This is a genomic window from Bacillus cereus group sp. Bce041 (genome assembly GCF_052646455.1).
In genome coordinates, this window is record NZ_JBQXON010000002.1 from 178,219 (window position 1) to 202,304 (window position 24,086).

Here is a 24,086-nt window from a genome sequence, read left to right on the forward strand (position 1 = left end):
TTTCTCATATAATCGCTTTAATTCCTTCTAACACTAATCCAATCATAAATCCGCAAACAGCCCCGTTTACTCGGATCCACTGTAAATCTTTACCGACGTTATTTTCAATCATTTCGATTAACGTCTTATCATCTAACTTATCAAGGTTTTCTTGTACAAGCTTACCAATTTTCGAATGGTTCTTCTCAACAAGACTTACAACTTGTTTTTGTAACCAATCTTCTATTTTTTGAACTGTCTGTTCATCTTCTTTTATTTTATTCATTTGTTTTTGTAAAAATGGAATAACATATTTATCAGCAAATTCTTCATTATTTACAAAAGCAACTGTTCTTTGCTGTACTTGCTCTAGCATCTCTTTTATTTTGTCAGTAGCATTCCAATTGGCAATCCATTTTTCTTTCCAATTTTCTAATTCTTGTAGTAACGCTTCATTTTCTTTTACATTTATAATTTCTTGACGAATTTTCGCTAATATAAGTTGTCTCGTGCTATTATCTGCATCTTGTAAGCTGTTAATATTGCTAATAATAAACTTCTGCAAAATGCCGCCAATTTTATCTTCATCTACAATATTCATAAACGATTTCAATGTAAACTGTAAGAATCCATCTACTTTTATATTTTCCATCGCCTTCATACCTAAACTTCCAAGCTGGTAGCGTGCTTCATCTTGCGCTGTCCAATCTTTCACTTTTACTAAAATGTAATCAAGTGTCTTCTCATCATATTCTTGCACAACTAATTGATCAACAAGCACTTGTAAGATGTTACTTGTATTAATTGTATGTAAATACGTCTTTAATTCTTTTTCAATAATAACCGCTAATTTTTCTGTATCGATTGAAACAATCGCCTTCTCAGCAATCGTTACAATGCCTTTTTTCACAGCATCAGACTGTATTTCTCTCTCTGCAATTTGTAGCACCATTTGTGCTAGCTGCATTTCTTTTACTTTATTCGTAATACTTTCTTTCGTTAGCCACTCATTTTCTAACGTATTGATGAGCCCTTTCGTTACTCGTTTACGGTTTTTAGGTAACAAAGCTGTATGCGGAATTGGAATTCCCATCGGGTGACGGAATAATGCTGTAACTGCGAACCAATCTGCAAGCCCGCCAACTAACCCAGCTTCAAATCCCCCTTGTATAATCTCTCCAGCTATCGTTCCTTGAAAAGGGATAGAAGCCGCAAAGCCTATACCCATAACCCCAAGCGAAATACCCGCTATATATTTAGTCTGTAATGACATCGTATACACATCCTCTTATTATGTAAAATAAAGCTTTTTGTTATATTTATTCAATATTAGTTATCCTTTATATATACTATAAAGAACTATTGTGAAAATAACAAAGATTTTTATGTACATGAAAAAATGAGGCTACAACTAGCCTCATTTTTCTTATACCGTTAATTCCAAACCTTTCCTATAATATTCATTCATTACATCTTTTGGAACCATACTTCCACCCGTTCCCCACACAATATGAGTACCTTTTTTCACCTTCTCTGTTAACTGTTGCTTTTGTAAATACTCATCTTCTTTACATACTTTCACTGGCCCTATCATACCTGCTAGTGCAGAAGGCTCTAAATAAATATTCTCCGTATCAGCTAGTTCTTTTAACAATCTATATAACTCTTCATCGCTTACTGTGTAATTCCCACTCAAAAATGGTTCCATCGTTTTCCCGACAAATCCAGATGGCCTTCCTACCGCAAGTCCATCCGCATCCGTTACATTATCAATTCCGATATCTTGAACGGCAATTTTGTCATGAAGGCCTGTCATTAAGCCGAGTAACATACATGGAGAGTGCGTAGGCTCTGCAAAGAAACAATGAACATTATCCTTATACAATAACTTTAAACCGAATGCTACTCCACCCGGTCCTCCTCCTACTCCGCACGGAAGGTAAACAAATAAAGGATGATCTTTATCTACTACAACCTCTAACTCTTCTAATTGCTTTTGTAATCGTGATGCAGCTACTGCGTATCCTAAAAATAAATCATGTGAGTTTTCATCGTCTACAAAATAACAGCTAGGATCCGCATCCGCTTGTCTTCTTCCTTCTTCTACTGCTTTACTATAATCATCTTCATATTCAATAACGTTTACACCTTTACTTCTTAATAAATCTTTTTTCCATTGTTTCGCATCTGCTGACATATGAACCGTTACGTTAAAACCTAGTTTCGCACTCATAATCCCAATGCTTAGCCCTAAATTTCCTGTTGAACCGACCGCAATTGAATATTTGGCAAAAAACTCTCTACATGTATCACTATCTAAAATGGAATAATCATCTTCTTCTGTTAACATACCATGCTGCAAAGCTAATTGTTCAGCATATTTTAGCACTTCATAAATGCCACCCCTAGCTTTAATTGATCCTGATATTGGAAGATGACTATCACATTTTAATAATAATTCTCCTGAAATAGGTTGCTTGTAATTTGTCTCTAAAGCTTCTTTCATAGAAGGTATTTTTACTAAAGGTGATTCGATTATGCCGTTCGTCCCTTTCGTTTCAGGAAAAACTTTCGCAATATATGGTGCAAAACGCTTTAATCTCTCTTCCGCCTCTTTTACATTCTCTTCATTAAGTGGTGAATCTTCTATTGCCCTTTCATACTTTTCTATGTGTGGGTTTATCCAAAATACTTCTTCTGTTGCAATAAGTTTATTCACTAATGGGTATTCTGCTTGTAATGCCCCTATTTCTTTCATTTTGTTTCCTCCTTATATCCTTGTAGCTCACCATATAATAAATTATAATTAAATTAATTTTAATATAGTTTAACACAAATCGTTCACTTTAGTTAATTTTAATTTAATTTATTTAAATATAATTTAATAATCCTTAAGGAGATTTTCATTATGGAAAATATAGATATTGGTAAAAAAATTGAAAAACAAAGAAAAGAAAAAGGTTTAACTAGTAAAGAACTAGCAAAGATGGCCAATATTACACCATCTATGTTAAGTCAAATTGAACGTGGGTCCGCTAACCCTTCTATTCAAACATTAAAAGTGCTTGCTAAAGCTCTTGATGTGCCAACATTTAGCTTTTTACTTGAAGATACAAATACAGACGATTTAATTGTACGTTCCCATAAACGAAAGAAAATGATTATCGATAATTTATCATATGAAATGCTTTCACCTGATTTCACTGGAAATTTAGCAACAGCAATTATGACCGTCCCGCCTAATACAGCTTCATCAGAAAATGTGCTAGAACATAAAGGAGAAGAATTAGCATTTGTCTTAAAAGGGAAAATCACATTATATTTAAATGAGGAAGAATACGTATTAGAAACTGGTGACAGTGTAAAAATACCTGCTTATTTAAAGCATAAATGGGTGAATCATTTTGAGAAAAATGCGGTAGTCTTATTTTCTGTTACTCCGCCGATTTTTTAATATATGTAATAAAAAAATAGCCATGTACGGGGAATATCCGTTAATGGCTATTTTTTATTTTTTAGGCACCAACAAAATCCCTAAACTAATAATACAAAAGCTCATTATTTGCTGTGCTGATAGACCAAACAGAACCGAATTTTGTTCACTAACAAGCGAAATAATAATATGAGCAAACCCCTCAACAATTAGAAAAATACTTATATTCCTTCCATTTCCGAGCCTTTCATTTTTCATCCATAACAAGCCCATTATACAAAGAGCAAGGATGATCTCGTATACGAAAATAGGGTGATATAATAGTTTAGATTCATATATTTTCATTCCCCATGGTAGTGTCGTTTGTGCACCTACTTCATGATGAAATAGAAAATAAAAGATAATGCTCACACACAATCCAAAAGGCAGTACATCAAGTAAAATACGAAGCGAAAATTCTTCCTTTTTACTTTTCCAAACAATGTATACACTAGCAATTACGCATCCTACTACAATATGTTGCATACTTCCAACAGCTAATATTGCTTGCACTGGCGATCCAAAAGCCCATACAGGATTTAAAATTGCTGGTGCAAACTTCCATACAAATACGATGATAAGAAACGCATTTGTTACGGCATCCATCATTTTTTCATATGATACATTTTGATGCCTCATCTTTCGTTTCATCAACATAAATCCAAATAGACTTCCAATTATAAGAGATACGGGTTGTAATCTCACGATCCACTCCATCATCACGAAATCCCCTTTTAGCTCTCAATCAATTTCTTAAATTTCTTTTCTAATTGATCTGGTGGCAATACACCTCGTACATGATCTACTATAATTCCATCCTTATTAACAAAAAATGTCGTCGGTAAAGAGAATACTTTATAATCTAGTCCAGCTACTCCGTCCATATCTAGTAGAACCGGAAACTCAAATCCATAGCGATTAGCAAATGCGCTTGCTTCTTGTACTGGGTCACTAACAGTTGCATTCACCGCAAAAATTTCAACATCCTTTTTATATTTATCATACATATGAACTAAGTCAGGTGCCTCCATTTCACACGGCCCACACCATGATGCCCAAAAATTAATAATATATGGTTTTCCCTTGGCATCATTTAACGACTGCAACTTTCCGTCTAATCCTTTTAATGTGATGCCAGGTGCTTTAAAACCTACTTGTGGTAATACTTCTTTCTCTTGTAACTCTGCTTGCTTTGCTTTTCTTTCCTTTTCTTCTTTCTTTGAATTATAAAAGTTAACCCCCGCCCAAGCGAGAGCACCTACTAGTATAATAGCAATTAGTTTCTTCACTTTTCTTCCTCCTCATTTTTAAAAACCTGTAAATCCACCGAATAGACGAATAAAGAATGCTGTAATTTTCGTCATTTGATTTGTATACAATAAAATACCTGTTACAATCATCATTCCACCGCCAATTTTCATCATGACATTGGCATATGTAACAATCCATTTTACCTTCCCAATAAAGAATGCCATCACGAAAAATGGAACCGCAAACCCAAGAGTATACGCTGTAATATAAAGAAGCGCCCCTTCAGGATTCGTCGCGCCAAGCATGAGTACAGCTGAAAATATCGGTCCAACACATGGCGTCCAACCTGCTGCATATGTCATACCGACTAAAATCGAGCGAATATATCCAGTCGATTTACTTCTATACTGCACCTTTTTCTCTGCCATAAGCCACTTAGGCTGAAACAAGCCCGTCATAAATAGCCCCATTAAAACAATAAAAATCCCACCAATTTGTTGAATCAATTTTTGGTTAGATGAAAATGTTATTCCAATCCAACTTACCGATAAACCTAACGCGTAAAATATAACCGAAAATCCGATCATAAAAAATACTGTATGTATAATCGCTGATTTTTGCATAATCCCACGATTTTCTTTTAAATCTTGAATAGATACACCTGTAATATAAGATAAATAAGATGGATATAGCGGTAAAGAGCACGGTGATATAAATGACAATACTCCCGCCCCAGCCACAAGCCAAATTGTTAAATCTGCTGCATTCATTTTATTCCCCCTAAAACACTACAATGAGTAGTGTTTATTCTTAAAAAAAGAGGCTATATGCACTCTCCGACAATAAGTACAACCGACATACAGAATAAACCTACTGTTACATATACCGAATTCGTATGTAACGGAATAGTAATCTTAACAACCTTTTCATTTAACACTTGCTCGATTCGTAAATTTATTGCTGTTTTTGCAAATGAAGCTGTAACACATCGATTTTCCATTGTCTTTATTTTAATTAATTTTAATAACGCGCTACCTAACTCAAATGAAGATTCCATTTTTTGCATCGCATATTTATCAGCAGCTAGCTCCTGATACGTATGATATCGCTGTAACAACCCTTTTAATATCGGTATGTACATCATTCCTTCTGCTAATAGCGTAAAACAAAATAATTTTAGCGGATCCCAATTCTTTTGATGATATTCTTCATGGAAAATAATCGCATCAATTTCTTCATTTGAAAATGTTTGAAGCAACCCTTCCGACATGACAACTTTCGGACGAAATAGCCCAATTGTAAATGCCGCAACTTCCGTAGTCGGCAATATATATATTTGTTTTCTTTTTCGGACGAAAGGGATAAGTACTTTTTGTAATTTTTTACTATAGAAAAATTGTCGCCAAATTCTTTTGCACACGATTAATACAGTAAGTAATAATAATCCAGCGATTATAATACGAATCAGCGATAATTCTTTCATATGTTTTTCTAACTGGAACAAGCAAAAATTTGAAAGAAGGAACATCTTATTTTGAAACAGAAATGGATATGTAACGTAATACACTAACATACTGAAAAAGAGGATACTAACAATTACTGCTAACAATACGATTTTACGCATTTGCCATTTCATTTCATTAATCCTCTCTTTTTAACTGACTCAATTTGTCTTCTAACTTTTTTATTAAAGTCGGATCAGCCTGCTCTAACTCATCTAACATATGATTTACAACTAAATCTCCAAATTCCCCCATCAATTCCTGTGTCATTTTCTTCGTTTGATTGGATAAGAATTCTTCTTTTGTTTGTACAGCACGATATATACCACTTCTTTTCACAGTCTGTTTTTCTAAGTGTAATTTCTCTACTAACCTGTTCATAACTGTCATAACAGTGTTAAAATTCACAGGTGATTCTTCACTTAATTTCTGCTGCACTTCTTTAATAGTAATACCATCGCTAGACCAAACAATCTCCATAATTTTCGCTTCAAGCGGTCCAAAGAAATGATTTAACCCGTGCTCATTTAACTTATAGTTTTGAGTAAACATTGTACAACTCCTTTCACACTACGAATTGTAGTATAAATTAAATGAAAGGTCAAACGTAAATGATATATATGAAAATTAACTACCCATAAATACATAGGCTATTCCATTCATTTTAAACCTAATTTTTCTCCAAATGTATCAAAAAGATACTGCTCTAATATTTGTACACTAAACTTCTCATTACGTCCAAGTGCAAATAATTCCCGATCTTTCGCTACGATAGTATCTAACGGAATAGCTACATTATCCACTATTTTTGTAATTTCAATTATATTACTTTTTACATTTACTTCTGTTTTAAATTCAACGTTTTCTAACACTATATGTGAACGTCTTCCTGATGCAAAAAAAGTAAAATTAGGATTTTTAACAACGCCAATTTCAGTCTCTAACGCATATAAATAGTGAAAAATTACATCTCTGTGTCCATCTTTTATTATTTTTTCATCCTTCTCATCGTCTAAGTATTCTTTCAGCTTCGTTGTAAATTCAAATCGAAAATCCACTTTTTTCACGCTCCTTCTTTGTATTTCATATTAAATGAATATATTGAAATAATTTTAACATATTGTAATACAACTTCCTATTAAAAGTAAAAACTGTTTTAAAAAATCGCTATTATTTCCGATACCCTTTTAAAATATAAGTATAAATTCAATATGAATCCATGCGTCATTATATCTATTTAAACATATTTTTTCCATATTTTGAAACATTAGTATGAAATATTATATATCAATGTACGGTTTCTAATGCATTGTTATATATAGTCAGTAGTTTCTTTACTATTCCGATATACTTAAGCTACATTTTCTAATTATTGATTACATTACGGAAGGAATGTAACTCTCTTCTATCGAATTTTTATATAACAAAAATAATTAGGTGGTGCTTTACTATGAAATTAGCTGTCATTGGTGGCGGTGATTTACAAGATTCAAATCACTTGCCTATTAATGAACGCCTTATAGAATTAACAAATAAACAGTACCCAAAAATATTGTTTATTCCAACGGCTAGTCATGATGATGAAAGCTATATAAAATTATTTTTAGACACGTTTGAAAAACAATTACATTGTGAAGTACAAATTTTACGCATTACAACAGATTCACCTTCTAAGTATGAAATAGACGAGATGATTCATTCAGCCGATTTAATTTATCTAGGTGGCGGGAACTATATTCACATGCTTACGCAATGGAAAGAACATAGACTCGATGAAAAATTATTATTGGCTCTGCAACAAGGAACACTTATTGCTGGTTATAGCGCTGGTGCTATGTGTTGGTTCACGTCTAGTATCCGATCAGATTATGAGGGTTCTGGTTATATAGAGAGTAACGGTTGGGGAATTGTTAATAAAAGATTCTGTCCACATTATAATCAATTAAACAGAATGAACGCCTTCCATTCCTTTTTACAAAATCATCAAGGGAATATAGAAGGAATTGCACTGGAGGATAATTGCGCTTTATATATTACAGAGGAATCCTTTGAGATTATCGGTGAATCGGAAAAAGCATGGGAGTTTTATATGAGTGATAAAACACTCATTAGACAACATTTTGATATAACTTTAAAAAGCTATTTGTAAACCTGCACTTACGAAAAAATGTCCCTAAGTCTAATAACTTAGGGACATTTTTCTATTTAACTAACTAATCGTGTAATTCGTTTCTTTTGCCATGAAAGCTTATAATATGCATACTGCAATAGTAAGCTGACAATAAATGCTGCTGGATACCCGATCCAAATGCCTTCTATTCCAAGACTTGTATGGTAAGAAAGATAATATGCTACGGGTACTTCTACAAGCCAAATTGAAACAACTCCAATAACAGTTGGCCAAAGTACTGTACCGCTCGCTCGCATTGTCGCACTAATAATTTGTGCATGACCGAAAATTAAATAACTCCATAACGTAATCATAACTAAGCTATGAGCAATTTCAATTGTAGTTTGACTCGTTAAAAATAGTGATAAAATGTCTCTTGAGAATAAGTAAATAAGAGATATTAACACACCACCGATGACGTAGTTCATAATAATTCCGGCCTTCACAACTTTTTGCAATCTATCAAATTGATTCGCACCAATCGATTGTGCCGCAAAAATAGAAACTGTAATACCAAGGCTAACTGCTGGCATTTGTACATAACTTGCAACTTGATTCACAACGCCGTAAGCAGCTGTTGCATCCGAACCGTAACGATTTACAAATGCGATTACGGCAATTTCAGATAATGAAACTAATATCATATTAATACTCGCTGGAATACCGAGCCTTAGTAATAGCTTTAATAACTCCCCATCCATTCGAAGGTATTTTCTAACCGTTCCATCTAGTTGTAATGGGTGATTTTTCTTCTTTAAATACACAAGCATGACAATAAACGTAATAACTGTAGATATAACAGAGGCATAGGCTGCTCCATACACATCTAATTTCGGAGCCCCTAACCATCCAAAAATAAGAACTGGTAATAAAATCATATTTAGCCCTGTACTTACAATTAAAAAGTAAAATGGCGTTTTAGAATCTCCTGTACCTCTCATAAATGTTGTATATGCGAAATATAAAAATAATACTGGCATTGATATAAATAAAATCCGTGCATAATGTACACTTATTTCAATGATATTTTCTGGCGTTCCCATTAGACGCATAATATCCATCGCAAAAATACTGCCTATTATCGCCAACACAACTCCAATAATAAAGGTAAATGTCAGCGTCGTACCAACGATAGCTTTTAAACGATCTTCGTTTTTAGCACCAAACGCCTGACCAATTAAAATAGAGCTTCCTGAACCGATACCAATTATAAATGAAACGAGCAAGAAAAATAATGGGAAGAATGCTGATATAGCCGCTAAATCATTAACTCCAAGCCATCTTCCTACTACTACCATACCAAATAATTGTCCAACCGATTGTAGTACATTACTTAATAATAACGGTACTAAAAACATCGACATCGATTTCCAAATCGGTTTACTCTCACTTTCCAACTTATGTGACTCCGCACCTTCTTTATTGTTATCTGCAGGTGGTTTCAAATGTCATTTCTCCTTTTATTAAAAATCTATTTTCAATCTCTATCTCTTTGTATAGTTGTTATAATACTGTGCTTCTATTCATTTTCTTTTCGTATGATTATAACTTCACCCAATATTGACTTCCATCGGCTGTTCGATCTAAAAATCCATATTCGATTAAATATCTTCTTAAAGTTACAAAATCAGGGTATACATTTTCTATCACTGTATTTACTTCTTTTTCAGTATACTTTTTATTACTATCAAACTTCTTCACTAAATGGCGCAATATAATTAATTTACGCTTTTGTTTCTTCGGAAATTTAGAGAGAGGTCCATCCAATCCTTCTGGAAAATGAGCTTTTAATACTTCATTATTTTCTTCTTCCGTAATATTGTATCGATCATCCACCATCGTTGCTGTTCTATGAATTGGCACAAATTTCGTTTGTACTTTTGATTTTTCTTCTGATAATTCCATTAGCGCTAAAAATACTTTTGCTTGCTTCATTTTCTCTCGCAGTGTAAATCGATGATTACGAATTGTTGATGTACTCCCGCCATCCAACTCTTTTACAATTTCTTTATCATTCAGTCCCGTATAGAAAAACTGAACCATTTTCTTTTGTAAATCCGTTAATCCAGTAAATTTCTTATCCATATTTAGCAAATAATCAAACATAGACGTATGCTCATTTTGAATATGCAATTGGACGAACTTCTCTGCTTCATACAAAACTTGATTATCTTGATAAATAACACCTTTAATAAATGTTTCACCACAAGCTAAGCAAATGTACCCCTCTTTTTCTTCATCAAACACATACCCTTTCTTTAATTCCTCTATTGACGCATCCCAAAACTTCTCTGAAATATCGCTCATACTAAACACTCCTTCAAAATGTTTATTTAAAAACCAAACAAATCACTATATCGTTTATTATCACTTCATCATCTTATCACAACACAAACAAACATTTCAACGTTTCGTTTGCCCATTTTATAAACTTTTATAAAAACATCTATCGAAAGGATTTAATACAACGAAAAGCGAATATGTTTATACAAATTCATTTTATAGGATGTAAAATAGAACATGAATATTCTTCAAGACCTATGGTTTACCGTTAAGTAAATTGCACAGAATACATATGCGATTAGTGAATATGAAACCGGTATTCACTCATTCCAAAACTTCAGTATTCAATTTTAACTACAAAAAAGATGTTTCCGTATAAGAAAACACCTTTTACTTTTTATCCCGCTATTTACCGGGCAGTAAGCCTCCCACTGATATTAACGTTTCACTTTATATATTCTATTTACAGTCTCTACTAAAACCTTACTTGCTTGTACAAATGTATGCTTTCGATTTCTATCTTCAACAAATTTATTAGCACAACTACTCATAATCATCATACAACTAATTATGACTAACGCTATCTTTCTATTCTTGTAAGTCACTTTATGCCACTCCACTATTACAAAACTTCTTTTGAATTTATCCCATCAAGAAATTTTATACGAATAATAAAATGTATGAATATGCAATTCTGCATATTCATACGTTTTATCACAATGTTATGATTTAATTTAGTTAAAGGACAAGTATACTGAGGTGACTAACTTGAAGTTTAAAGCGAAAAAAAATCCATTCCACGTCATTTTCATTACATTATTTATAATTATTTTTTTCATTTCGCTATTCTTCCAAAATGAAAATTCTATTTTTTTCACCCTCATGATGCTATTAAACATCGTGAATCTTTCTTCATTCTATTTCTCTCACTACAACATAACGGAATCATCTCTTGTTGTAAAACACGGTTTCATTTTTCATACTGAAATTCCATTTGAAGATATTCGTCACGTTAAATACTCTGGTAAAAAACTTCATTCAAAAAAATGGACTAGACAACAATTAGAAATCCATTACAATTTATTTGCCTCAGTGACCACTTTCGTACCACTAGAAGAAGAAAAATTCATTTCACTCTTAAAAGAGAACTGCCCACAGATGAAAGTAATGAATACGCCTGCTAACAAATAATATATTTTGAAGCTTGTAGTATTGCAAGTAGATGAAACATAAAAATGAACATCAAAAAAGCCAAGATTCTATACTAAGAACCTTGGCTTTCTCTATTACTCTTTTGGAGCAATCATTTTCTTTGGATCTACAATTTCATCAAATTGCTCTTCTGTTAGTAGCCCAGATTGCAATGCTGCTTCTTTTAAAGTTAACCCTTCTTTATGAGCATGCTTCGCAATTTTCGCTGCATTTTCATATCCGATATGTGGGTTTAGCGCTGTTACAAGCATTAGTGAACGATTCACATTTTCATTAATTACTTCTTCATCTGCTTCAATACCAACTGCACAATTGTCATTAAACGAAACAATTGCATCCGCTAATAAGTGAGCTGATTGTAAGAAGTTATAAGCAATAACAGGTTTAAATACATTTAACTCAAAGTTACCTTGGCTCGCAGCAAATCCGATTGTTGCATCATTCCCCATCACTTGCGCTACAACCATCGTTAATGCTTCACTTTGCGTTGGATTTACTTTCCCTGGCATAATAGAGCTTCCCGGTTCATTTGCTGGAATAATAATTTCTCCAAGACCACTACGTGGACCACTTGCAAGCCAACGTACATCGTTAGCGATTTTCATTAAATCCGCAGCTAATGCTTTTAATGCACCGTGAGTATATACAACTTCATCATGGCTCGTTAATGCATGGAACTTATTTGGTGCAGAAACAAATTGTTTACCTGTAAATTGACTAATTTCCTCTGATACCATCTCACCAAATTTAGGATGAGCATTGATACCTGTTCCAACCGCAGTTCCACCAATTGCTAACTCTTTCATATATGTATTACTCTCTGCAATCATACGCTCTGTTTTTTCAAGCATACGGTGCCATCCGCTAATTTCTTGCCCTAAAGTTAACGGCGTTGCATCTTGTAAATGTGTACGACCAATTTTTATAATATGTTCAAATGCAGTTACTTTTTCTGCTAAAGTTTCTTTTAATTTCGTAATTGCTGGTAATACGTGATTTTCTACTGCGATTACACAAGCTACATGAAGCGCCGTTGGAAATGTATCATTTGAACTTTGTGACATGTTCACATCATCATTCGGATGAATATGTACCTCAGATCCCTTCTCTTTCAAAATGTGATTCCCACGATTTGCAATTACTTCATTCACATTCATATTTGACTGCGTACCACTACCTGTTTGCCATACGACAAGCGGAAAATGTTCATTCCATTTCCCTGCAATGACTTCGTCAGCTGCTGCAACAATTGCTTCTGCTTTTTCTTCTGATAGCTTTCCTAATTTTTGATTGGTAAGTGCTGCACTCTTCTTTAAAATTGCAAATGCTTTTACAATTTCAAGCGGCATTTGCTCTGTTCCAATTGGAAAGTTTTCTTTACTACGTTGTGTTTGTGCTGCCCATAATTTATCAGCTGGAACTTTTATTTCTCCTAATGTATCTCTTTCAATTCTGTACTCCATGTTTTCATCCCCTTGAAAATATAATACCTACATCTCTTATAATAACAGACTTTCTCTTAAATGATAAGAATTCTCACTCTTATATATAGATATTCTATATTTATTTTAAAAAATTCCTCTTGACCTAAACTTAAGTTTAGGCTGTATCCTTTCCATTGTAACCTACTATAACACTACTGGAGGAATTCAATATGAAAAAATATGCTTTTATAACAGGTGCAAATAAAGGAATTGGATATGAACTTGTTCGTCAATTAGCAGAAAAAGATTATCACGTATTTTTAGGTGCTCGCAATGAACAACTTGGACAACAAGCCGTAGAATCTTTAAATGTTTCAAACGTTTCCTATATTCAAGTAGATATTTCAAATTCACAATCCATTCAAGAAGCAACAAAGAAAATTTACGAAACGACTGACCACTTACATTTATTAATTAATAACGCAGGCATAGCGCTAGACTTCAATATACTACCTAGTGAATTAAATATTGAAACTTTACGCCAAGGATTTGAAGTTAATTTTTTTGGAACTTTCCAAATGATGCAAGCCTTTTTACCATTATTAAAGAATTCGAGCAACAGTAAAATACTAAATGTAACAACTGACATGGCCTCACTAACAATGTTTGCTAATGGTGAAACACATCCAATTAATACACTAGGATATAATTCTTCCAAAACAGCTATTAATGCTTTAACATTAGCTTTTAGTAAAGAATTTGCCACTAACGGTCCAGAAGTATTTGGGGTAACTCCTGGTTTTACAACTACGGATCTTAATGGAAATTCCCCCGGTGGCCATACAACCACTGAAAGTGCTAAAATTATTATTAAATATGCATTAAGTGAAACAAACTATAATGGTAAAATACTTAACAAAGATGGCATTATACCTTGGTAATAAAAGGATGAATGATATGTATTATACAATTGGGCAAGTCGCCAAAATGCAACATTTAACTATTTCTCAAATACGTTATTACGATAAACAAGGACTGTTTCCTTTTCTGCAAAGAAACGAAAAAGGAGATCGAGTTTTTGATGAAGAAGCACTGAAATATTTAGAAATGATTTTGTGTTTAAAAAACACCAGTATGCCAATTCAAAAAATAAAACAATTTATCGACTGGTCTATGGAAGGAGAATCTACCATCCTTCAAAGGTTAGAATTAATGAAACAACAGGAGACCAATGTCTTACAGCTCATGCAAGACACTGAAAAAAACTTAAAAAAGATACAACAAAAAATTGCTAAATATGAGAATGAAATTACTTTAGCAAATGCTATTAAAAAATAAAAAAATTACCTTCTACATATTGTAGAAGGTGATTTTTATTTTATGATGCTTGCTTTCCTTTATCTGCATCATCTACATACCAGATGAATTTGCCTGTATATCCGTAAATAACTGCTAAAATTAACGATACGAAGCTTAACCACATAAACGGAACGTATGAGAACGTTGCTACACCTAAAATACCAGCCATAAAAATACCATTATCAGACCATGGAACCATACCTGAAGTTAACGTTCCACCTACTTCTGAGTTACGCGCTAATACACGACGGTCTATTTTTAATTTATCATAGCTATCTTCCATAATTTTTGGTGTTAAAATTAGTGATACATACATCGCACAACCAAATATATTAGCTAAGAATGCCACGATTAATGTAGACAATGTTACATTACCTGCAGAATTTAATTTCTTCTCAAATTTTGATACGATTACTTTTAAAACACCTAGTTTTTCAAGTAATCCACCAAATCCTAAACCGAAAATAATAACGGCTACTGAGCCAAGCATGCCGTTAATTCCACCACGGTTTAATAACTTGTCAACAAACTCAACACCAGATTGAATTGAGAATCCGTTATAAGCTGTTCCAATCGCCTCTCCAAAGTTCATCCCTTGGAAAAGAGTTGCCCAAATTGCACCAATTAAAGCTCCCATTGCAATTGTTGGCATAGACGGTTTCTTCATCGCTAATAGAACGATAACAATGACCGCCGGAACAAGCATCCATATTTTAATATCAAATTGCTTTAATAAAGCTTCTTTTAAAAATTCTACTCGATTCAAATCTACATTATCGCCGCCATACATCCAACCAGCTACAGTAAACATAATACTAGTAATAATATAAGCCGGAACATCTAATACGAGCATAGCTCGAACGTGAGCAATAACATCTACTTTCGCCATAGAAGCTGCAAGAACTGTGCTATCAGAAAGTGGTGATAATTTGTCGCCGAAATAAGCTCCTGAAAGAACTGCACCAGCAACAAGCGGAAGTGGTAAACCAAGTCCTTCACCAATCGCCATCATAGCAATACCTGCTGTTCCCACTGTTCCCCAAGACGTTCCTGTTGCGATAGAAGTTATAGAACAAATAATTAATGTTGCTAATAGGAATATGCTAGGGTGAATAAATTCTAATCCATAATAGATTAATGTTGGTACTACCCCACCAGCAATCCATGTTCCAATTAAAGCACCTACTGCAACTAAAATCAGTATCGCTTCTAATCCGTTAGAAATCCCTTTCGTAATTGCATCTTGCAATTCTTGATAACGAAATCCTAATCTTAATCCAAGCGCAATTACTAAAAACCATGAAATAAATAGCGCTAATTGAATTGGGAGATCAAAAATCGTTTGGAAGGAAAAGACAACAGCAAGAAATAGTAATAAAAGAACTATGATTTCTAGCATCGATGGTAATCTTACACTTTTCATTTTTTTCTCTCCTTACAAGTCGATAACATGACGTATGTCGTCTTACATGTATGTAATATACAATTAGCGAAGACAAAACAAAATTTTCATATTATTTCGATTTATTTTTCCAGTATAATATATTCACAACCCTTTCTATTGTAAAAGTAGATTACGTTTTTCGCAATGAAAAATATAAAAAATGTTGTATTTTTATTTATCCCGATATTTTCGGCCAATAAGACCTCCGCCTTAAAATTCAGTAAGTGCAAAGCACTTGGGTAAGAAATTAACTACTGTAAAATTCCGAATCGATATGAACATATTAAAGCTTCACTTTATTTACAAGGTACAATCCCATACTAACTTTTTTAATATTTGTTGCAACAAAACTTTTTACAACTATCTTCACTTTTTAATTAACACCATTATTTTCCACATAAAAACAGGGCACACATCCTTAAAATGATGTATGCCCTATCTTTATTTATACATATTTTGTATTTCTTCTTTATTTTTAAGTATTTCCTCAAACTTATCACTACACCCCTTCGGAAATAACACTCCCAGTCCATATGAATGCGCAAATTGAAAATGAGGGCACTTCGCTTTTACCTCATCCCAAAACTTATACACGCCGAAATCACCACTTCTAACTTCAATATCATGAAATAATACAATACCGTTTTTCGCGACTTTCGGTAGCCATGTATTATAATCGTGAGAAACAGCTTCATACGTATGATAGCCATCAATATGCAACAGATTTATCGTTTCATCTTGAAACCGGTCTACAGCATCATCAAAAGTAGATCGAATTAAATTTCCTATATTAAGGTAGTTATCGCTCACTACTTTTTCTACTATTTGAAAAACCCCTTCTCCATATGGACCTGTATGCCCATCTCCAGCCCAAGTATCTACTGCAAAGCATTTAGTCGATAACCCTCCATCTTTTACTCCTTGACAAAAACTGAAGAAAGAAGCACCTAGATGTGTACCTAACTCAACTAAAGTTTCTGGTTTTTCAAATCGTACTAAGTCATATGCAAAATCTAAATGTCCACTCCACGCAGATTGTGACCGAATAATAGGACTAAATGTTTCAAATTCAAATGATGGTTTATGAGTAACCCAGTTCATCGCATAACTCCTTCTGCACATATTTTTAACAAACCAAATTACTCTTATCTTTATTTTTTTATTGCCATGATTATGATTCTATTTCATGAAAATATGAAGAATTTATTCTTTTCTATTGAGGTAAAGCATCATATACATATGGGTCAGTTGGCTTATTAATTTTCTCGATTTTGTTTACTTTTACAAGTGGAAAGACTGTTCCTTTATATGTCGTTTCATCTAATAATCCTGTTATTTTCACCCATGTTTCTTCTGGAATTTTTTCAACATTTTTCCCGGTAACAATCATCCCCCAGACTGATGCATCCGCAATACAACAAGTTATACCATATCGAGCCACTACTGCTTTATTACCCGTCACATCTTTATCCTTATATATAAACCCTAAGAATGTAATTTCTTTCCCTTTAAACCAATTGACATTTTGACCAATTACATTCATTGTTTGAACATAATCCTTATCCTTTACTTGTAGTTTACGCTGTCCTAACATACTTTTTACTACTTGCTCTTCCGTTTTATAAGTCGTTGCTAAATTTGATGTTTCTTCTGGATCAACTGATACTTCTCGCCCATCAAACTTAACCTGTTTCCCCTCTTTTTCGTTCCTTTCCAGACTTCTCGCCTGTACACTTTGATTCATACCCCTTTTTCCTGCTAAACTTCCATCAATTGTTACACTTCCAAAGAGAAAAGCACTAACTATCGGAACAACAAATAAAACATATACAAAGAAACTTTTTATCCCTGATTTTGATGTTGTATGATGTTTACAACAATTACAATCATGCTGTTTTTCTCTTCCATCTCCCCAAACTTGTACAATACCAAAAATTAAAATTACTACAAAAGCTATATACGTAAATTTGATCATTTTTGGAGCAATAAAATTATAAATATTCCCTGTTACAAGTAGTTTAAATAAGAGCATTGCTAAACCAATTAAAATAATGCCACGAATATAGCAATGATATGCCTTCTGCTCTTCGTTCCCCATTCTTTCTCACCTCCTATAACATTATGATTTGCAGGATGGTATACACAGATACAATGACAATTCCCATCAAAAAGAATACAAATCTCTTTTGAAAATACGCAAATAGCATTAACGTATTTTTCATATCAAGCATAGGCCCAAACACAAGAAATGCAAGAAGTGCCTTTACCGAGAAAACATGTCCAAAAGATGCCGCTATAAAAGCATCGGCTGCAGAGCAAATTGATAAAACATAACCAAATCCCATCATAATAAAGGGGGCAATTACTTCGTTATGTGCTACTGCATCCAGTATATTCCGATCAAAAAACGTTTGAAATACACTTGCTAAAAAAGCACCAATCAATAAATACTTACCAGTATCAAAAAACTCATCTACAATGTGATTCATAACATCTTTCCAACTCTTTTTTTTGCTTGTTTGAACTGAAACCTCTACGCCTTTTAAAACATTTCTTTCGCGATAGCAATAATACACAATTAGACCTATGAATAGAGCAACTAGAATTGTTATCCCAAAGCGTGCATATACAACGTAATCATTTTTTGGAAACGCATATACAGTAGATAAAAGAACAACTGGATTCATAATGGATGCACTCATTAAAATAACAATGCCTACATGAAGTGGTAACCCCTTTTGAATGAGCCTTCTTACAATTGGTATAATGACACATTCACACATTGGAAAAAGAACTCCCACAAATACTGCTGGAATCATTGCAACAATTGGAGATTTCGGCATTACTTTTTGAATCATATCTTCCGTCACAAACACTTGAATACATGAAGAAACAATGACCCCTAATAAAATAAAAGGTATTGCTTCAAAAATGATACTTAAAAATACCGTATTCACATTCAACCATTCCTGCGGCATATTTTTATGCAAATTTACTAGACTTGTAAAATCTACAAAAAATAATAAAAAGAGAAACATAGCGATAAGAGCTATGCCTACTACTTCTTTTGAAACTCTATTAAAGACCAAGCTTCTCGCCTCCATTTTATTTATATGTAAACATGTGCTTGTCCAAATGCTTCATACTACAGCACAAATTTTATAGTCTATTTCTATTCTTAAATCGTAATCATTATGATTTATTATTGATTTTTCTTTTCCCATCGTTTAATATAAAACGTAATCATTACGATTTAAAGGAGAGATCATTTCATGAAAAAAGTACCTATCACTGTATTAAGTGGTTTTTTAGGATCTGGAAAAACTACCTTACTACATCACATTTTGACTAATAAGAATAACTTAAAAGTAGCTGTTATCGTTAATGATATGAGCGAAGTAAACATTGATGCATCTCTTATAAAAAAGGGTGGTTTTTCACGTACGGAGGAAAAACTAGTAGAAATTCAAAATGGCTGTATTTGTTGTACACTACGAGAAGATTTAATGATAGAAGTGAATCGTCTTGTGGAAAATGGTGATATTGACTATATTATTATTGAATCTTCTGGTATAAGTGAGCCTATTCCAGTTGCTCAAACGTTTACTTATACAGACGAAGTTCTTAACATTGATTTAACGAAAAATTGTCGCCTCGATACGATGGTTACAGTTGTAGATGCAAATAGATTTTGGGATGATTTTGCAGATGGAGAAAGTTTATTAGACCGAAAACAAGCAATCGATGAGAATGATACCCGGGAAGTTATTGATTTATTAATAGATCAAATTGAGTTTGCAAACGTAATTATTCTTAATAAGATAGATTTGCTAGAAAAAGAAGATGTGATAGAGCTTCATCATTTACTAAAAAAATTAAATCCTAATGCAAAAGTTCTTGAATCTTCGTTTAGCAAAGTACCATTACAAGAAATTTTAAACACAAATCTATTTAATTATGAAGAAGCCAGTCAATCGGCCGGCTGGATACAAGAATTAAATAGTGACCATCATACACCGGAAACTGAAGAATACGGTATCAATTCCTTTGTTTACCGTCGCAAATATCCTTTCCATCCCAAGCGCCTTATGAATTGGCTAGAAAAATGGCCTTTAGATGTTGTAAGAGCGAAAGGATTCTTCTGGCTGGCATCTCGTAATAATATGATAGGGCTTCTATCTCAAGCAGGTTCCTCTATTACAATTCAAGGAGCCGGTGAGTGGATAGCGGCATTACCTGAAACTGAAAGAAATCAAATGATTACAGAAGAACCAGAAGTATTGAAAAACTGGGATAAACAATATGGAGATCGAATAACCGAACTCGTATTTATCGGAATTGATATGAACCGTTCTTTAATTGAACAATCATTAGATAGTTGTCTATTAACAGAGAAAGAAATGAAACAAAACTGGAATACATTTATTGATCCTATCCCGGCTTTTACTTATACTTCATAATAATTAATAAAAGGCTTCAGTAGAATGAAGCCTTTTTACTTTATAGCACTCTTATTTAATAGGTTTGCTTTAATTATAAATACAATTGTACCTAAAACAATTAATATAGCATATACGATACCAACTACCCCCCCTATTTTTTCTAAGCCAAGCGGTAATATTATAGTAGCAACTCCAACTATATAAGAAAATGCTCCTGAAAGCTTCGCTAATTTATTTTTATCTCCAACAAACGTTTCTTCTTGATATCCTGCTAACAAAAACAACCTCTTTTTCACATGTATTTGATACCCTAAAAAAATGATAAGTAACCCAACAAATAAACAAACTAAAAATCTAGCTAACATATCCTCCCCCTCCTCTACAATATTTTACTATACATAAAAAAAATAAAATTAGAAATTTCAGTTTATTAACGAGTCATTCTGTGATATATTGCATATTGTATTCAATTTGTATTTTTAGAAAGGAGAATTTTAGATCATATGGATTCAAATCGATTAAAAGGAATTATAATGGTCATAATCGGTGCTTGTTTATGGGGCTTGTCTGGTACAGCTGCACAACAACTTTTTCAATATGACAATGTTTCAACCGAATGGTTAGTTACGATCCGTTTACTTATATCTGGAATTATTTTGCTCATTATTTCCTCATTCGGAACGAGAAAAAAAGAGATATTTGGCATTTGGAAACAAAAATCTGATGCTATTAAAATGATTTTGTTTGGTCTATTCGGTATGCTTGCTGTACAGTATACGTATTTCGCTTCAATTAAAGAAGGAAATGCTGCCGTGGCAACATTATTACAATATTTAGCTCCTATATTCATCACTGTATACTTACTTTTCAAATGGAACGTTCGTCCATCAAAAATTGATTTCATTTCAATTACCCTTTCATTAGTAGGCACTTTTCTCTTACTAACAAACGGGTCTGTTCATAACTTGGCTGTTTCTACACCAGCTATTATTTGGGGTATTTTATCTGGATTATCTCTCGCTTTTTATAGTTTATATTCAAAGGAATTGTTAGAAAAATGGTCTTCCTCCGTTATCGTTGGATGGGGCATGATTATTGGGGGTATTGGTGTAACGATTGTACACTTTATTTCTACAAACGAATTCATTTTATTATCAACTATGAAATATGTAAAACTAAGTACCCTACCGCTCATCACATTTGTCGTCATTTTCGGGACACTTATTGCCTTTTATTTATACTTAGACAGCATACGATACCTGACTCCGAAAGAAACAACATTATTTGGTTGCACAGAACCACTCGCAGCTATTATTTCTTCTGTACTTATATTGCACGTGCCATTTCAATCTTTTCAGTTATTAGGCGCTTTTTGTGTCATTGTAATGGTGCTCATCTTAAGCCAAAAGCCGGATGAAGGGAAACAAAAATTAAAGCTTGTTCATGCAAAAAAGGAAAATATACAATGAAAGGATTGAATTCACTATGCCTGTCCCTCAAAATTATAAAAAACCAGGAAGAATTTCAGCAAAATCACTCGTTTTAAATCAACTACAAAATTGGATTATTGAAGGTGTACTGAAGCCCAATGAAAAAATTAATGATGGGGAATTGGCTGAGGCACTAGGAGTAAGCAGAACACCTGTAAGAGAAGCACTTCAAATATTAGAGCTTTCTGGATTAGTGGAAATGGTACCAGGGCAAAAAACAAAAATTGCTCCTATTAAGTTAGACGACGTATCTATCATTTATGAAACGATGGCTGGTCTTCACTCTATTATAGGAAAGCAAGCTCTTCAAAACATTACAGACGCTGATATTCAACTACTTTCTGAAATAAATGATCATTTTCAGCACTCTATAGAGAAAAAAAACGCAAAACAAGCTTTAGAATTAGATATACAATTCCACAATACAATTTCTTCTATTGCTAAAAACCAATATATTGAACCCTTTTTAGAAAATATGCAACTTCACGTTTTACGTCTTGAATATTTGTTTTTCCAAAACTTTGTTCCAGCAAGTCAATCTATTGAAGAACATCACTCTATCATTCAAGCATTACAGAAGCAGGACGAAAAACAAATGGAACAAATAATGACCCAAAACTGGCTCCGTCCCATGAAAGAAATACAAAAAATAATTTCTACGAAATAAAAAGAGAGCTGGTTACACAAAATCGTAACCAGCTCTCTTTTTACTAATCTATATAGCTACGCCTGAATATTCGCATAATCTTCCATATCTTCATACTCTTTTTCCAATTCCTCTAAAGACAGCTCGTATAATTGTCGGTCGCGAATCTTAAACACACCTGCTCCAATTAACTCATCAATTAAATGCCTCTTACGATTTTCAACAGCAAAACGGAGTTGACTACTCATCTTTTAAAAAACTCCTTTCTACGATCATTGAAAATGATAATCTCTATCAATTACCACTTTTGATTATAAAAGATGACTCTTTATAAGTAAAGTAATTTCATGAAATATTTACCTTGCAAAGTACTTGTGGCCACATTATATATATGTATGCCGTGCGAAAAATGTTATGACACTTTTTCTTATCCTTTTTCTTTCATACTTTGCAAGTTGTCTCATCATGATTAAATTCACCATCTATTTCTACTTGAATGGTGACATGTTCTACATGAAATTTCTCCTTTAATACATACGTAGCCTCTTTTAATACACTTTGCGTTTCATTCCCTTTAATAATAAGATGACATGTTAATACTTGAAAATCTGATGTGACAGACCATATGTGCAAATCATGAACTTCTTTGACAATCGGAATATTTAATAACGTACTTTTTACCTCTTCAACATTTATGTGCTGTGGTGCACCTTCCATTAATATATGAACCGTATCACGTGTTACACGCCATCCACTAATAATGACTAAAATAGACACAAGAATACTAGCAATCGCATCTGCAGCAGTCCATCCGAAAAATTTAATAAGTAACGCAGCAATAATCGCTCCGACGGAACCCAATAGATCGCCTAGTACGTGCAGGAAAGCACTTCTTAAATTCAAATTACCTTTCACATCTCCGCCTCTCATTAATATCCAAGCTGATAAAATATTAATAAGCAGACCAAGGACTGCAATAATGAGCATCCCATTACTAGCAATCTCAACTGGTTCTTTAAAACGACGGATTGCTTCAATAAAAATGTATACCGAAATGACAATAAGAACGACACCGTTACATAATGCTGCTAACATTTCGACTCGCTTATACCCGTATGTTTTCGCAGTTGTTGCTGTTTTTTCTCCGAGTTTAAACGCAAGTAAACTTAAAGCTAAAGATACTGCATCACTTAGCATATGCCCCGCGTCAGATAGTAGTGCTAAGCTATTTGTTACAAATCCACCAACAACTTCTGCAATCATAAAACTTGTTGTTAGTAGGAAGGCAATTAGTAACGCCTTTTTATTTTTTGAATGACCATGATCATGCGAATGTCCCATACTTATACTCCTTTAAGTACAATATCTGTATGTTAGTATGAAACAAACTCCCCATCTTTATCCCGAATTGA

The 24,086-nt window shown here is 33.3% G+C and carries 27 protein-coding genes; 8 read left to right on the forward strand and 19 right to left on the reverse strand.

Features of this window, described 5'->3' with window-relative positions:
* Positions 1-4: 4 nt before the first annotated feature.
* Positions 5-1,252, reverse strand: coding sequence for a DUF445 family protein (locus ACUN13_RS06805; protein WP_025687252.1), 1,248 nt, complete (start codon positions 1,250-1,252; stop codon positions 5-7).
* Between the two features lie 153 nt (positions 1,253-1,405).
* The gene (locus ACUN13_RS06810) at positions 1,406-2,737 is read right to left on the reverse strand and encodes a D-serine ammonia-lyase (RefSeq protein WP_025687253.1); all 1,332 of its coding nucleotides are present in this window, start codon (positions 2,735-2,737) and stop codon (positions 1,406-1,408) included.
* A gap of 150 nt (positions 2,738-2,887) precedes the next feature.
* On the opposite strand from ACUN13_RS06810, the gene ACUN13_RS06815 reads away from it, so the two are divergent.
* Positions 2,888-3,433, forward strand: a complete 546-nt coding sequence (locus tag ACUN13_RS06815) for a helix-turn-helix domain-containing protein (RefSeq protein ID WP_445423736.1) — start codon at positions 2,888-2,890, stop codon at positions 3,431-3,433.
* A 54-nt stretch (positions 3,434-3,487) separates the two neighbouring features.
* Here the strand turns inward: ACUN13_RS06815 and ACUN13_RS06820 are convergent, their stop codons facing one another.
* The 6 genes from ACUN13_RS06820 to ACUN13_RS06845 form a co-directional block, all read right to left on the reverse strand.
* A complete protein-coding gene (locus ACUN13_RS06820) occupies positions 3,488-4,168 on the reverse strand; it encodes a prolipoprotein diacylglyceryl transferase family protein (protein WP_025689552.1) in 681 nt (226 codons plus the stop codon).
* A gap of 17 nt (positions 4,169-4,185) precedes the next feature.
* Positions 4,186-4,740 carry a TlpA family protein disulfide reductase gene (locus ACUN13_RS06825; RefSeq protein WP_000733174.1) on the reverse strand — a complete coding sequence of 185 codons (555 nt, stop codon included), beginning with the start codon at positions 4,738-4,740 and terminating at the stop codon, positions 4,186-4,188.
* An 18-nt stretch (positions 4,741-4,758) separates the two neighbouring features.
* Positions 4,759-5,472 carry a cytochrome c-type biogenesis protein CcdA gene (gene ccdA, locus ACUN13_RS06830; protein WP_000990443.1) on the reverse strand — a complete coding sequence of 238 codons (714 nt, stop codon included), beginning with the start codon at positions 5,470-5,472 and terminating at the stop codon, positions 4,759-4,761.
* 53 nt (positions 5,473-5,525) lie between these two features.
* A complete protein-coding gene (locus tag ACUN13_RS06835; protein WP_025689553.1) occupies positions 5,526-6,338 on the reverse strand; it encodes a M56 family metallopeptidase in 813 nt (270 codons plus the stop codon).
* Between the two features lie 4 nt (positions 6,339-6,342).
* Positions 6,343-6,756, reverse strand: coding sequence for a BlaI/MecI/CopY family transcriptional regulator (locus ACUN13_RS06840; protein WP_000495053.1), 414 nt, complete (start codon positions 6,754-6,756; stop codon positions 6,343-6,345).
* 107 nt (positions 6,757-6,863) lie between these two features.
* A complete protein-coding gene (locus ACUN13_RS06845; RefSeq protein WP_000347525.1) occupies positions 6,864-7,262 on the reverse strand; it encodes a DUF3942 family protein in 399 nt (132 codons plus the stop codon).
* Between the two features lie 392 nt (positions 7,263-7,654).
* Between ACUN13_RS06845 and ACUN13_RS06850 the strand changes: the two genes are divergently transcribed.
* Positions 7,655-8,353, forward strand: coding sequence for a peptidase E (locus ACUN13_RS06850; protein WP_000762111.1), 699 nt, complete (start codon positions 7,655-7,657; stop codon positions 8,351-8,353).
* A gap of 56 nt (positions 8,354-8,409) precedes the next feature.
* On the opposite strand, the gene ACUN13_RS06855 is transcribed toward ACUN13_RS06850, so the two are convergent.
* The 3 genes from ACUN13_RS06855 to ACUN13_RS06865 form a co-directional block, all read right to left on the reverse strand.
* Positions 8,410-9,819, reverse strand: coding sequence for an MATE family efflux transporter (locus ACUN13_RS06855; protein WP_025687717.1), 1,410 nt, complete (start codon positions 9,817-9,819; stop codon positions 8,410-8,412).
* Between the two features lie 97 nt (positions 9,820-9,916).
* A complete protein-coding gene (locus tag ACUN13_RS06860; protein ID WP_001280279.1) occupies positions 9,917-10,681 on the reverse strand; it encodes a DUF2087 domain-containing protein in 765 nt (254 codons plus the stop codon).
* Positions 10,682-11,094: 413 nt separating this feature from the next.
* A complete protein-coding gene (locus ACUN13_RS06865) occupies positions 11,095-11,262 on the reverse strand; it encodes a hypothetical protein (protein ID WP_000221433.1) in 168 nt (55 codons plus the stop codon).
* A 163-nt stretch (positions 11,263-11,425) separates the two neighbouring features.
* Here ACUN13_RS06865 and ACUN13_RS06870 point away from each other — a divergent pair, with 163 nt between their 5' ends.
* Positions 11,426-11,848, forward strand: a complete 423-nt coding sequence (locus ACUN13_RS06870; RefSeq protein ID WP_025687715.1) for a PH domain-containing protein — start codon at positions 11,426-11,428, stop codon at positions 11,846-11,848.
* 95 nt (positions 11,849-11,943) lie between these two features.
* Here ACUN13_RS06870 and fumC read toward each other — a convergent pair whose 3' ends face one another.
* Positions 11,944-13,332: a class II fumarate hydratase gene (gene fumC, locus ACUN13_RS06875; protein WP_000456633.1), complete on the reverse strand. Its 1,389-nt coding sequence runs from the start codon at positions 13,330-13,332 to the stop codon at positions 11,944-11,946.
* A gap of 191 nt (positions 13,333-13,523) precedes the next feature.
* Here fumC and ACUN13_RS06880 point away from each other — a divergent pair, with 191 nt between their 5' ends.
* Together ACUN13_RS06880 and ACUN13_RS06885 are read left to right on the forward strand one after the other, a co-directional pair.
* Positions 13,524-14,234 carry an SDR family NAD(P)-dependent oxidoreductase gene (locus ACUN13_RS06880; RefSeq protein ID WP_006923251.1) on the forward strand — a complete coding sequence of 237 codons (711 nt, stop codon included), beginning with the start codon at positions 13,524-13,526 and terminating at the stop codon, positions 14,232-14,234.
* Positions 14,235-14,250: 16 nt separating this feature from the next.
* Positions 14,251-14,631, forward strand: coding sequence for a MerR family transcriptional regulator (locus ACUN13_RS06885; RefSeq protein WP_016122254.1), 381 nt, complete (start codon positions 14,251-14,253; stop codon positions 14,629-14,631).
* A gap of 40 nt (positions 14,632-14,671) precedes the next feature.
* On the opposite strand, the gene nhaC is transcribed toward ACUN13_RS06885, so the two are convergent.
* The 4 genes from nhaC to ACUN13_RS06905 all read right to left on the reverse strand — a co-directional run bounded on the left by nhaC (position 14,672) and on the right by ACUN13_RS06905 (position 19,200).
* Positions 14,672-16,075: a Na+/H+ antiporter NhaC gene (gene nhaC / locus ACUN13_RS06890; RefSeq protein ID WP_000843992.1), complete on the reverse strand. Its 1,404-nt coding sequence runs from the start codon at positions 16,073-16,075 to the stop codon at positions 14,672-14,674.
* Positions 16,076-16,537: 462 nt separating this feature from the next.
* The gene (locus tag ACUN13_RS06895) at positions 16,538-17,197 is read right to left on the reverse strand and encodes a class I SAM-dependent methyltransferase (protein ID WP_001104669.1); all 660 of its coding nucleotides are present in this window, start codon (positions 17,195-17,197) and stop codon (positions 16,538-16,540) included.
* Between the two features lie 112 nt (positions 17,198-17,309).
* A complete protein-coding gene (locus ACUN13_RS06900) occupies positions 17,310-18,194 on the reverse strand; it encodes a TIGR03943 family putative permease subunit (protein WP_025686973.1) in 885 nt (294 codons plus the stop codon).
* Between the two features lie 13 nt (positions 18,195-18,207).
* Entirely contained in the window at positions 18,208-19,200 is a 993-nt protein-coding gene (locus ACUN13_RS06905) for a permease (RefSeq protein WP_176397868.1), read from the reverse strand.
* 168 nt (positions 19,201-19,368) lie between these two features.
* On the opposite strand from ACUN13_RS06905, the gene ACUN13_RS06910 reads away from it, so the two are divergent.
* A complete protein-coding gene (locus ACUN13_RS06910; protein WP_006923257.1) occupies positions 19,369-20,556 on the forward strand; it encodes a GTP-binding protein in 1,188 nt (395 codons plus the stop codon).
* Positions 20,557-20,591: 35 nt separating this feature from the next.
* Here the strand turns inward: ACUN13_RS06910 and ACUN13_RS06915 are convergent, their stop codons facing one another.
* Positions 20,592-20,903 (reverse strand): DUF3784 domain-containing protein, encoded by a 312-nt coding sequence (locus ACUN13_RS06915; protein WP_445423737.1) that lies wholly within the window; start codon positions 20,901-20,903, stop codon positions 20,592-20,594.
* 138 nt (positions 20,904-21,041) lie between these two features.
* Between ACUN13_RS06915 and ACUN13_RS06920 the strand changes: the two genes are divergently transcribed.
* Together ACUN13_RS06920 and ACUN13_RS06925 are read left to right on the forward strand one after the other, a co-directional pair.
* The gene (locus tag ACUN13_RS06920) at positions 21,042-22,007 is read left to right on the forward strand and encodes a DMT family transporter (protein ID WP_000378080.1); all 966 of its coding nucleotides are present in this window, start codon (positions 21,042-21,044) and stop codon (positions 22,005-22,007) included.
* 16 nt (positions 22,008-22,023) lie between these two features.
* Positions 22,024-22,695: a GntR family transcriptional regulator gene (locus ACUN13_RS06925; protein ID WP_002023787.1), complete on the forward strand. Its 672-nt coding sequence runs from the start codon at positions 22,024-22,026 to the stop codon at positions 22,693-22,695.
* A gap of 56 nt (positions 22,696-22,751) precedes the next feature.
* Here the strand turns inward: ACUN13_RS06925 and fbpA are convergent, their stop codons facing one another.
* Both fbpA and ACUN13_RS06935 read right to left on the reverse strand, forming a co-directional pair.
* Positions 22,752-22,922: a Fur-regulated basic protein FbpA gene (gene fbpA, locus ACUN13_RS06930; RefSeq protein WP_000098302.1), complete on the reverse strand. Its 171-nt coding sequence runs from the start codon at positions 22,920-22,922 to the stop codon at positions 22,752-22,754.
* A 193-nt stretch (positions 22,923-23,115) separates the two neighbouring features.
* Entirely contained in the window at positions 23,116-24,015 is a 900-nt protein-coding gene (locus ACUN13_RS06935; protein ID WP_000510035.1) for a cation diffusion facilitator family transporter, read from the reverse strand.
* Positions 24,016-24,086: the final 71 nt, after the last annotated feature.